Annotated in this window: 8 protein-coding genes; 7 read left to right on the forward strand and 1 reads right to left on the reverse strand. The window is 72.0% G+C overall.

Features of this window, described 5'->3' with window-relative positions:
• Window positions 1–39: 39 nt before the first annotated feature.
• The 7 genes from ACIQMX_RS28785 to ACIQMX_RS28815 all read left to right on the forward strand — a co-directional run bounded on the left by ACIQMX_RS28785 (window position 40) and on the right by ACIQMX_RS28815 (window position 9,043).
• Window positions 40–1,245 (forward strand): ROK family protein, encoded by a 1,206-nt coding sequence (locus tag ACIQMX_RS28785; protein ID WP_402482375.1) that lies wholly within the window; start codon window positions 40–42, stop codon window positions 1,243–1,245.
• A gap of 149 nt (window positions 1,246–1,394) precedes the next feature.
• A complete protein-coding gene (locus ACIQMX_RS28790; protein WP_359142836.1) occupies window positions 1,395–1,466 on the forward strand; it encodes a putative leader peptide in 72 nt (23 codons plus the stop codon).
• 327 nt (window positions 1,467–1,793) lie between these two features.
• The gene (locus tag ACIQMX_RS28795; RefSeq protein WP_402482378.1) at window positions 1,794–3,386 is read left to right on the forward strand and encodes an ABC transporter substrate-binding protein; all 1,593 of its coding nucleotides are present in this window, start codon (window positions 1,794–1,796) and stop codon (window positions 3,384–3,386) included.
• 1 nt (window position 3,387) lies between these two features.
• Window positions 3,388–4,332, forward strand: a complete 945-nt coding sequence (locus tag ACIQMX_RS28800; protein WP_402482380.1) for an ABC transporter permease — start codon at window positions 3,388–3,390, stop codon at window positions 4,330–4,332.
• 4 nt (window positions 4,333–4,336) lie between these two features.
• The gene (locus ACIQMX_RS28805; protein ID WP_402482381.1) at window positions 4,337–5,224 is read left to right on the forward strand and encodes an ABC transporter permease; all 888 of its coding nucleotides are present in this window, start codon (window positions 4,337–4,339) and stop codon (window positions 5,222–5,224) included.
• Window positions 5,221–7,077, forward strand: coding sequence for an ABC transporter ATP-binding protein (locus tag ACIQMX_RS28810; protein WP_402482384.1), 1,857 nt, complete (start codon window positions 5,221–5,223; stop codon window positions 7,075–7,077). Before ACIQMX_RS28805 ends, ACIQMX_RS28810 begins: the two co-directional genes overlap by 4 nt.
• Window positions 7,078–7,390: 313 nt before the next feature.
• Complete coding sequence (locus ACIQMX_RS28815; RefSeq protein ID WP_402482386.1) at window positions 7,391–9,043, forward strand: MFS transporter; 1,653 nt, start codon at window positions 7,391–7,393, stop codon at window positions 9,041–9,043.
• Window positions 9,044–9,048: 5 nt separating this feature from the next.
• On the opposite strand, the gene ACIQMX_RS28820 is transcribed toward ACIQMX_RS28815, so the two are convergent.
• Window positions 9,049–11,199: an MMPL family transporter gene (locus ACIQMX_RS28820; RefSeq protein ID WP_402482388.1), complete on the reverse strand. Its 2,151-nt coding sequence runs from the start codon at window positions 11,197–11,199 to the stop codon at window positions 9,049–9,051.
• Window positions 11,200–11,574: the final 375 nt, after the last annotated feature.

Below are 11,574 nucleotides of genomic sequence, written 5' to 3' on the forward strand. Positions count from 1 at the left end.
GCGACCCCCGTCCGGGCCGCAGGACCGAAGGAAGCTCCCATGACAGCTGCCCCCCACGTCTTCCGGGCGACCGGTGACGGCCGGCGCGCGACCAACGCGGCCGCGGTGCTGCGGACCGTCCTCGATCACGGCCCGGTCGCGCGCCGGACGATCGCGGATCTCTCCGGACTCAGCCCGGCCGCCGTGTCCCGACAGTGCACCGATCTCGTAGGGCTCGGCCTGGTACGGGAGTTGCCCGAGCTGATGGCGAGAAGCGGGGTCGGCAGGCCGCAGATCCCGGTCGACCTGCACACCGGGGAGAGCGGCGGGCCCGTCGTGGGCGGTGTCCACATCGGGGTACCCGCCTCGACCTTCGGCCTGCTGGATCTGCGCGGACGGCTGCTGGCCCGTCGCGCCCTCCCGCACGACGGCGCGGCGCCCGGGGAACTGCTGCCCCGGATCGTCCAGGGGCTGCGCGCGTTTCTCGGCGATGCCGGCCGCGGCCGGTCCCTGCTGGGTGTGGGCGCGGCTCTCGGGGGCTGGGTCGACCCGGCCACGGGGACGGCGGTGCGGCACGACGCACTCGGCTGGCACCACCGGCCCCTGGCCGCCGAACTCGCCCGCGGCCTGGGCGGAATCGAGGTGCGGATCGACAACCACGCCCGGGCCGTCGCCCAGTCGGAGATCCTCTTCGGCCGGCCCGCGGCACGCCGCAGCCTGGTCCACCTCTTCATCGGGAACGTGGTGGACGCCGCCCTCGGGATCGCCGGGGTGGTGCATCAGGGCCCGGGATCCGGAGCCGGTGACGTCGCGCATCTGCCCGTGCCGGACTCCACGGCCACCTGCCCCTGCGGGCGGTCCGGCTGCCTGGAGGCGACCGCCTCCAACACGGCCGTCGCGCAGACCGCCGTGCGGCGCGGGATCGTCCCCGAGCCCGACGCGTTCCTGGTGGTGGACGCCGCGGCGGCCGGTGACCGGCGCGCGGACCGGCTGCTGCGCGAGCGGGCCCGCGCGGTCGGCCGGGCGGCGGCCCTGCTCCTGGACGTCCTCAATCCCGACCTGGTCGTGGTCACCGAGCACTCCAGCCTGGTCAACCCCGAGTACCTGGAGGAGATCCGGGGCGCGGCGGTGGACCATTCCCACGTCTGCCGCGACCCCGAACGGATCGTCAGCCCGCATGCCGGGACAGCCGTCATCCCTGTGGCCGCAGGCACCATCCTGCTGAACCCGCTGTTCAGGAGCCCGCTGACAGCCGCACATCGCTAGTGCCATCCGGGTCATGCCGGGCTCGCCGGGTCCGAACGAATGACCCTGGCTGCTCGTACGCGCTACGAAGGGGCTCCGTTCCAGGATCCGGACAGACCGGGTTGACCGTCCGGCGAAGCCACTGTCATATTGCTCCCGTGAACCCGGACATGCGCCTCATCTCCCGCAGGCACGTCGACCTCTGTCGACAGGCCAGCGCGGTCTGTGCCGTCCACAACTGATCCGGAGCGCTTCTTCCGCAGGCCCGTCCGTGGTGTGCGCACCGTCGCGCTGACACCTCACCGGTGGAACGCCGCTCCCGGCCGGAGCCGATTCCCCGGGGCCCGGCACCGCGTCAGAACCTGAAGCGCCACGCCTTGTCACTCCCGGCTCCGATCAGCCTCGACCCGTACCACGGGCACTGATTCCGCACGGCCCGAAGCGCCCACGGACGCACCTCCTTCGCGTCCGGCCTCGGCCTTCTCTTTCTCCCGCAGAGGAACGAATGCGCCCCGGCGCCTCCGGCCGCTCCTCCCCACACCTTCCCTCACCGTCACAGGCAGGCCTCGATGACCGAGTTGTACCCCCTCACGTCTTCCGGACCCTCCCGGCGCTCCACCCTGCGCGCCGCAGGAGGCGGCACCCTGCTTCTCGGACTGGGCCTGGCGGGCTGCCGCTCGGCGGTGTCGGAAGCCTCGTCCGGGAAGCAGGGCTCGCGCGCCGCTCCCCGGCGCGGTGGCGTGCTCAACGTCGCCGTCAACAGCGACTTCACACCCGCCCTGCTCTTCTCCCAGAGCGGACAGTCCCTCCAGCACCGCCTCATCTACAACACCCTGACCCGCTACGACGACCGTCTCCGCCCGCAGCCGGAGCTGGCCCGCTCCTGGACGTACGCCGAGGACGGGCGCGGCATCACACTGAGGCTGCGCGACGACGTGACCTTCCACAGCGGCCGCAGGTTCACCGCGGACGATGTGATCTTCGCCGTGAAGAACCTTCAGAACCCTGTGCGAGCAGCGCAGTTGCGCGCCACGGCCGCCGCGGTGACCGGCTTCGAGAAGCGCGGCGACCACGAGCTGGTGCTCAAGCTGGCGCATCCGGTGAACAACCTCTTCGACCTGTTCGAGTTCATGATCATCGCTGACTCGGAGACGGTCGAGGACGCCGTCACCGGTCAGAAGCTCATCGGCACCGGCCCGTTCCGGCTGACGAAGTGGAGCCCCGGCTCCGGTCTGAGCCTCACCAGGAACGACGCGTACTGGCAGGCCGGCCGCCCCTACCTCGACGGCGTCGAACTACGCGTCATACCCCAGGCCGACGCGCTGATCTCCTCGCTGCGATCCGGCCAGTCCCAGCTCTCCTTCAACGTGCCCGGCAAGAGCCTCGGGGTGGTGAAGAGCGATCCGCGCCTCACCATCAGCGACTACGACACGGGCGGAGGCGCCGTCTACCTCGGGGTCAACACCACCGTCGCCCCGCTGGACGACCGGACCGTACGCCAGGCCCTCGCCTGGGCCGTGGACCGCGACCGGTTGCTCGCACAGACCCTCGGCGGCTACGGCCTCGCCTCCGCAGCGCCTTGGCCCAAGTCCTCGCCCGCCTTCTCCGAGGCACACCGCACCCACTACTCCCACGACCCCGCCAAGGCCCGCGAACTCCTCAGGTCCGCCGGACACACCAAGCTCGAACTCCCTCTGCTGCACATCGCGTTGCCCGGCGAGACCGCGATCGCCGAATCCCTCCAGTACGACCTGGAGCAGGTCGGCGTCCACGTCACGCTCCAGCCCACCGATCCCGCCACCGGACAGAAGAAGCTGATCTCCCAGGACATGCCGGCCCTGTGGACCATGGGGCACGGCTTCGCCCAGGTCCAGCCCTCCACCCTCGCTGTCAGCGCCTATCCGTTCAACGAGGCGAAGAACACCTCCAAGTACCGGTCCGCCGCGTACACGAAGGTGGTGCGAGAGGCCTGGACCAGGCCCGAGTCGGGCACGGCCGGGGCCAACGCCCAGCACGACAGGATCTCCTCCATCCTGCTCGACGAGGCGTTCCTCATCGACCTCGTCGTCCGCGGACAGGTCCAGGTCGCCGCCGACGGCCTGCACGGTGTCACGCTCAACAAGTTCTCGTATCTCAACCTCGACAACGCCTACCTGGTGTGACATGCGCAGTTATGTGATGCGCCGGCTGCCGTCGGCCCTCCTCGTCCTGCTCGCCGCCTCCTTCCTGATCTTCACCATCCTGCGCCTCGTCCCCGGCGACCCGGCCACCACCCTCGCGGGCCCCGACGCGGACGCGGCCACCGTCGCCGCGATCCGGGACCGGCTCGGCCTCGACCAGCCCCTGCTCTCCCAGTACGCCCACTGGATGGGGTCACTGCTGACGGGCGACCTCGGCCCCTCGTACGCGATCGGCGGGCAGACGGCCGACCTGATCCGGGACGGGTTCGGCGCCACCGCCGAACTCACTCTCGGCGCGCTCCTGTTCGTGGTGATTCTCGGTGCGGCCTTCGGTGTGCTCGGGGCCACGTCCCGCAGCCGCTGGATCCGAACCGCGGTCCGGGTGGCCACGACGGCCGCCCTCGCCGTCCCGCCCTTCGTCAGCGGCGTCCTGCTCGTGCTGCTGTTCGCCGTGATCCTCGGCGTGCTGCCCCCGGGCGGCCGGGTCGCGTTCCTGGCCGCGCCCGACCTCGCCGTGCAGTACCTGGTGCTGCCCGCACTCTGCCTGGCCCTGCCCAGCGCCGCCGTCCTCGGCCGCTACCTCAAGGACGGAATCGAACGCGGGCTCGCCGAGGACTACATCCGCACCGCGACCGCCGCCGGAGTCGCCCCGCGCCGGCTGCTGTGGCGCCACACCCTGCCGAACGCCCTCCCGCCCGCCGTCACCCTGCTCGGCATGCAAGTGGGGCACCTGCTCGGCGGAGCGGTACTCGTCGAGGCGATCTTCGCCTGGCCGGGCCTCGGACGGCTCGCCGAACAGGGCCTCCAGCGCCGCGACTACCCGGTCGTCCAGGACCTCCTGCTGCTCCTGGTCGCCGTCTTCGTCCTCGTCCAGCTGCTCACGGACCTCGTGTACGCCTGGCTCGACCCCCGGATCAGGTGGGAGTAACCCCATGACCTCGACGGCCGATCTCGTCACCGGCGATCCGACCCCCGCGGCCCCCGAGCCACGCCGCCGGACACGCAACCGCCACCGCTACCGCAGCGCACTGTCCACCGCACGCGCCCGTACCGGCCTCGTTCTCGTCGGAGCGGTGATCCTGGCCGGGCTGCTCGCACCGCTCCTCGCCGGACACGGACCCACCGAGCAGAGCGGCCAGAGCCTCGCCGGCCTCGGCACCCCGGGTCATCCGCTCGGCACGGACGACCTCGGCCGGGACCTGCTCAGCCGAATCCTCTACGGCATCCGTGCCGACCTCGGCATCATCGCGATCGCCGTTCCTCTGGGCGCCGTGCTGGGCTGCCTGCTGGCGCTCGCCGCCGCCACGCATCCGGTGGCCGACACCGTCGTGCAGCGGGTCTTCGACCTCATGCTCGCCTTCCCCGGCCTGATCCTGGCGCTCGCCGTCACCGCGATCCTCGGCCCCGGCCGCCTGCCCGTCGTCCTCGTCATCGCACTCGCGGAGATCCCGGCGTTCGGCCGGCTGCTGCGCGGCGGGATCCTCGTCCAGCGGGAACGGGAGTACGTCACCGCCGCACGGGTCGGCGGCAGTTCGGCGCGCCGGGTACTCGTCCGGCACATCCTGCCGAACGCCGCCGACCCGCTCATCGTCCAGATCGCCCTCTCCCTGACCGTGGCCGTGTTCATCGAGGGCGCGATGAGCTTCCTCGGCGTCGGCATACGGCCGCCGGAGCCGACCCTCGGAGCCGTACTCAGCCAGTCCATGCCCTATCTCGCCCAGACCCCGCACTTCGCGGCGGGCCCCCTGATCACCGTGACCGTGCTCGTCCTCGGACTCTCGCTCATCGCCGAGGCCCTCAACCGGGAGATACGCCGATGACCGCCCAGGAACTGCTACAGGTCCGCGACCTCGGCGTGGAGTTCACCGCCCCCGGCGGCACGCCACTGCGCGCCGTCCGCGGCGTCTCGTTCACCCTGAACCGGGGCGAGACACTCGCCGTCGTCGGCGAGTCGGGATCCGGCAAGTCCACCACCGCCCTCGCCCTGACCCGGATGCTGCCGGGATCCGGCCGCATCACCACCGGAACGGTCCGCCTGGACGGCCGGGACCTGGCCGCCGCCACCGAGCGGGAACTGCGCGCGGTGCGCGGCGCCCGCATCGGCATGATCTTCCAGGATCCGATGACGGCCCTGAACCCCGTCCTGACGGCCGGCCGGCACATCGAAGAGGTCCTCCGCGCGCACGGCAACCGCGACCGGGCGGCCCGCAGAGCCCGCGCCGTCGAGCTCCTGGACCGGGTCGGCATCCCCGAGCCGCACCGGCGCGCCGACGACCATCCGCACCAGTTCTCCGGCGGTCAGCGCCAGCGCATCCTCATCGCCATGGCCCTCGCCGGCGAACCCGACGTCCTGCTCGCCGACGAACCCACCACCGCGCTGGACGCCACGGTCCAGGACCAGATCCTCACCCTGCTCGCCGACCTCAACCGGGAGACCGGCACCGCACTCGTCCTCATCACGCACAACATGGGCGTCGTCGCCCGCGCCTGCGCACGCGTTCTCGTCATGTACGGCGGCACGGTCGTCGAGGACGGGCCCACCGCCGAGGTGCTCAGCCGTCCCCGCCACCCGTACACGGCAGGGCTCCTCGCCGCCGTACCCCGCCTCTCCACCCCGTCCGGCACCCGGCTCACCGGCATCCCCGGCAGCCCGCCCGACCTCACCCTGCTCGACGAGGGCTGCGCCTTCGCCGACCGCTGCGCGCTCGTCGAGGACCGCTGCCGTACCGCGACGCCCCCGCTCACCCGGGCGGCGGCCGGAGTGCACGTGGCCTGCCTGCCCGCCGCGGCCCGCACCGAGCCGCTGCCCGCACCCGCCCCGCCCACCCGCATCGACCGCCCCGCCCCCGGGGCCGTGATCCTGGAGGCCGAGGACCTGCGCAAGACGTACGGACGGCGCGGCGCCCGGCGGCACGCCGCCCCCGCGCTCGACGGCGTGTCGCTGACCCTGGCGGCGGGGGAGACCCTCGGCATCGTCGGTGAGTCGGGCTCCGGGAAGTCCACCCTGGCCCGGGTCCTGGCCCACGCCCACACCTCGGACAGCGGCATCATCCGGCTGCGCGGCGAGGACGTCACCCGGCCCTCCACGCGCGCCCTGCACGCCGTGCGCCGCCAGGTCCAGATGGTGTTCCAGGACCCGTACGCCTCGCTCAACCCGCGGATGACGGTCGGCGAGATCGTCGCCGAACCGCTGATCGCCTTCGGCCTGGGCGACCGGGAGGAACGGCAGGAACGGGTGGCGGAACTGCTGCGCAGGACCGGTCTGGACCCGGCGGCCGCCGACCGGTATCCGCGCGCCTTCTCCGGCGGCCAGCGCCAGCGCGTCGGCATCGCGCGGGCGCTCGCTCCCGACCCCTCCGTCCTCATCTGCGACGAACCCGTCTCCGCTCTCGACGTGTCCGTCCAGGCCCAGATCGTCGGCCTGCTCACCGACCTCCAGAGCGACCTCGGGCTCGCGCTGGTCTTCATCGCCCACGATCTGGCGGTCGTCCGGCAGGTCAGCCATCGCATCGCGGTCATGCACCGGGGCCGGATCGTGGAGACCGGCACCGCCGACGACGTCTGCGAGCACCCCCGCGACCCGTACACCCGCGCCCTGCTGGCGGCCGCGCCCGACCCCGTGCCCACGGCCGCGGCCGTGGCACCGGTCCCGAGGACGGGAGTACTCGCCTGAGCACCGGGCAACCGTCCGCGGCGTCAGCGGTGGCCGGGACGGGAGCCCCACCGGTGGCGGGACCGCGTCCCGGCGGCAGACAGGACAGAACCGGACGCGGGACAGGGCAGGGCGGACGGGGCAGGAGGGGGCGGGCAGGACAGGGCCTGCGGGGCAACCGGATCAGCGGGGCCTTGGCAGGCCGTCCGCGGTGAATTCCCGCACGGCTGGTCCGAATGGCGGCACCCGCCGCGCGGCGCTAACGTCGGGGGAGTGAACGACCACGTTCACCACTGGTCCGAGTGCACCGACGACTCGACCGACAAGCAATCCCATGACGGGCTCCCACGCGACACCCCGGACGACTGCCGAATCCCCGAAGACGGGACGAGGCAGCGGGATCGCCCTTCTCGTCATCTGCTCGTGCCAGCTGATGGTGGTGCTCGACATCACCATCGTCAACATCGCCCTCCCGCACATTCAGACCTCGCTGGGGTTCTCCACCGAGAACCTCTCCTGGGTCATCAACGCCTACACGCTCACCTTCGGCGGGCTGCTCCTGCTGGGCGGGCGCCTCGGAGACATTCTCGGGCGCCGCAGGGTGTTCATGTTCGGCGTCGCTCTCTTCGTCTTCGCCTCCCTGCTCGGCGGTCTCTCCCAGGAATCGTGGCAACTGCTCGCCGCGCGCTCCCTCCAGGGCGTCGGCGGCGCGATCGCCTCGCCGACCGCGTTGTCGCTCATCACCACGACCTTCCGCGAAGGCCCCGCCCGGAACAGGGCGTTCGGCGTGTTCGCGGCCGTCTCGGCGGGCGGCAGCGCCATCGGTCTGCTGGCGGGCGGGGTGCTCGTGGAATGGCTGGACTGGCGGTGGATCTTCTTCGTCAACATCCCCATCGGTCTGCTGATCGTGCTCGCCACGCCCCGCTACATCCGGGAGTCCGAACGCCATCCCGGGCACTTCGACGTGCTCGGCGCGCTCACGGCGACGCTGGGCATGGTGTGCCTGGTCTACGGCTTCATCCGGGCCTCCGAAGACGGCTGGAGCGACACCCTCACCCTGGTGGCGTTCGCGGCGGCGGTGGTGCTGCTCGCCCTGTTCATCGCGATCGAGAGCCGGTCCCGGCAGCCCATCACTCCACTGTGGATGTTCCGTGACCGCAACCGCGCCGGCACGTACGGAATGATGCTGAGCCTCGCCGCGGCGATGTTCGGCATGTTCTTCTTCCTGACCCTGTTCGTGCAGAACATCCTGGACTTCAGCCCTCTGAAGGCGGGTCTCGCCTTCCTGCCGGTCAGCGCCATCATCGCGGTCGGCGCGGGCATCGCCTCCCAGCTGCTGCCGAAGTGGGGGCCCAAACCCTTCATGGTGACCGGCGCGCTCCTGGCGGCAGCGGGCCTGGGCTGGCTGACACAGACGGATGTGGACAGCTCGTACCTGGGCAGCCTCCTGGGGCCGGTGCTGGTGTTCGGACTCGGTATGGGCCTGCAGTTCGTGTCGCTGACCCTGATGGCCGTTTCCGGGGTTCAGCCGAAGGAGGCCGGTGCGGCCTCCGGAATCCTCAACACCACGCAACAGGTGGGCGGATCGCTCGGCCTGTCCATCCTCGTCACGGTCTTCGGTACGGCCAGCCGCAACGAGGCCACCGACCAGGTACCGAAGTTCCTGGCGGAGGCGACACCGTCCCAGCTCGCGGAGTTCCGCAGGACCGGCGAGCTGCCGGGTCAGTGGGGCGACCAGGTCCTGGCGTCCGGCGTCTCCCAGGCGTTCGTCGCCGCCGCGGTCTTCGCGGTCGTCGCCGCCCTGATCGCCCTGATCGTCATCCAGGTGCGCCCCTCGGACCTGGAGCGCCTGCGCGGCGACGGCGCGACGCCGGCTGAGGGTCGGGCGGACGGCGGGCCGGTGGAGGAGACGGCCGCGGGTACGCCGGATCCTGCCGCGCGACCGCCGGACGGGGACGCCCGCGAAGGCCCCCGGCCGGACCGGTGATCCGGTTACGCCTTCGGCGTCGTCGTCCCGGCCTCCCTCGTCCCGGCACCCTCCTCGCGGGCCAGCCGGCCCGGCCACCACACCCGCGGCCCGATGTCGAGGAACAGCGAGGTCACCAGCACGGACCGTACGACGAACGTGTCCAGCAGCACGCCCAGGGCGACCGCGAATCCGATCTCCGCGAAGACCACGACCGGCAGGGTGCCGAGCGCCGCGAACGTGCCGGCGAGGACCAGGCCGGCCGACGTGATGACCGCTCCCGTGGCGGCGAGGCCCGCCACCACGCCTGCCCGGGTGCCCTGGAGCGCCGCTTCCTCGCGGATCCTCGTCGACAGGAAGATGTTGTAGTCGATGCCGAGGGCCACCAGGAACACGAAGACGAACAGCGGGAAGTCCGTCGACTCGCCCGCGTAGTCGAACACGTGACGGAAGGCCAGCGCGCTGATGCCGAGCGCGGCGGCGAAGGACAGCACCACCGTCGCGACCAGCACCAGAGGCGCCACCACCGCGCGCAGCAGCAGCCCCAGGATGACGAGCACCACCAGGAGTACCAGCGGAATGATCAGCAGGTTGTCGTGCCTCGTGGCGGCGTCCATGTCCAGGAGGGCCGCGGTGCTGCCGCCCACCTGGGCGTCGGCGCCCGGCACCGCGTGCACCGCGTCGCGGACCCGCTCCACCGTGTCCTTGGCCGCGTCGCTGTCCGCGGGGTCCGTCATCGTCGCCTCGAAGATGACCTGCCCGTCCACTTCCGGCCGGGCGCCGGGCGGCGTACCGACCGAGCCGGGCACGACGCCCGGGGTCGTCGCGACCGTGGCCCGCACCGCCGGACCGCGGTCGGCCGCGGCGACGATGACCAGGGGGTCGCCGCTGCCCCCGGGGAAGTAGCGGTCCTGGATCTCCTGGCCGGTGATCGAGTCGGGCTTTCCGGTGAACGAGTCGGCGTTGCTCAGGCCGGAGGCACGCAGCTGGGTCAGCCCCAGGGACAGGGCGGCCAGCACCAGCGCGGTGACGATCCAGATCGTGCGCGGGCGGCGCGCCTGCCGCTCGCCCATCCGCGCCCAGAATCCGCTCTCCGTCGGTTCGGCCGAGCCGAAATGCGGGATCACCGGCCAGAAGACCCACCGGCCGAAGATCACCAGCAGCGCCGGCAGAAGGGTGAGCATGGCGATCAGGGCGATCGCCACACCGATCGCCGCCACCGGTCCGAGTCCCCGGGTCGAGTTCATCTCCGCGACCAGCAGCACCAGCATGCCGAGCACCACGGTGCCGCTGCTCGCCAGCACGGCCGGCCCGGCCCGGTGCAGCGCCCGGGCCATCGCCTCGTGCCGGTCCTCGTGGCGGCGCAGCTCCTCCCGGTACCGGGCCACGAGGAGCAGGGCGTAGTCCGTGCCCGCGCCGAAGACCAGCACCGTGAGAATGCCCGCGCTCTGCCCGTTCACCGTCAGACCCGCGTGCGCCGCGAGCAGATAGATCACGGCCTGCGCGCTGAACAGCGCGGCCACGACCGCGATCACGGGCAGCAGAAGCAGGGTGGGGCTGCGGTAGGTGATCAGCAGCATCACGATCACCACTGCCAATGCGGCGAACAGCAGGGTGGAGTCGATGCCGGAGAAGGCCTCCGCGGAGTCGGCCGTGACCCCGCCCGGGCCGGTGACGTGCACCGAGAGACCGCCGCTGCTCGTGCCCACGATCGCCCGGACGGAGTCGACCGCGGGGCCGATCCGCTCCCAGCCCTCCTCGCCCATCGTGATCGGCACGAAGACCTGCGCGGCCGAGGGCGCTGGCCTCTTGTCGTAGACGGGCCCCCGGGTCTGCGGGCCCCGCACACCGTGCGCGTCCAGCGTGCGCAGCTGCCGTGTGTCCCCGATGATCCGTGCTCGGTCCGCGACGGTGAGCCCGTCCTCGCGCGCGTACACGACGATGGCAGTGATGACCTCGGGCCGGAACTGCTTGGAGCTCTCCAGGACCTGGGTGGACTCCGCGCTGCTCGGCAGCCAGGACGTGGCGTCGTTGTCCTGGGCGTCGGTGAGTTTCTGGGAGAGCGGCGCCGCGACGACGAAGACGATCAGCCACAGGGCCACGACCAGCCATTTGGTGCGCCGGCCGCAGATGAGGGCGGCCGGCCCCCAGGCTCGGCGCTGCTGTACGTCCGGCATGCCACTCCCCGTACTGCGTCAGGAGTGACGTCGTCATCGAGGGGAAGGGCGGCGCCGGAGCGGCCCGCACAGCGCCGATACCGCAACGTCACCCGCTCTCAGGTTCCGTGCCGGTGACAGTAGGCGGCATGCCGCGGGACGCCCCCGCGACATGCCGCCGGGCCGCTGCCGGACCCCGCTTGGGCTACCCGGGCTCGACCGGGACAGCCCCTCGGCCGTGTCCGCGAAGTCTCGTCCGGCACCCGACCGGCCGAGCCGACGACCCTGCGGGTCAGTACACCTAGTACTGCAACGGTCTTTGTTCTGATGTGTGGGCAGTTTCTGGTGGTGTGTGGCCGCGTCGTTTGTAGTGGCTGATCCGGGCTTGGAACTGTC

The organism is Streptomyces sp. NPDC091416, from assembly GCF_044756845.1.
GTDB lineage: Bacteria > Actinomycetota > Actinomycetes > Streptomycetales > Streptomycetaceae > Streptomyces.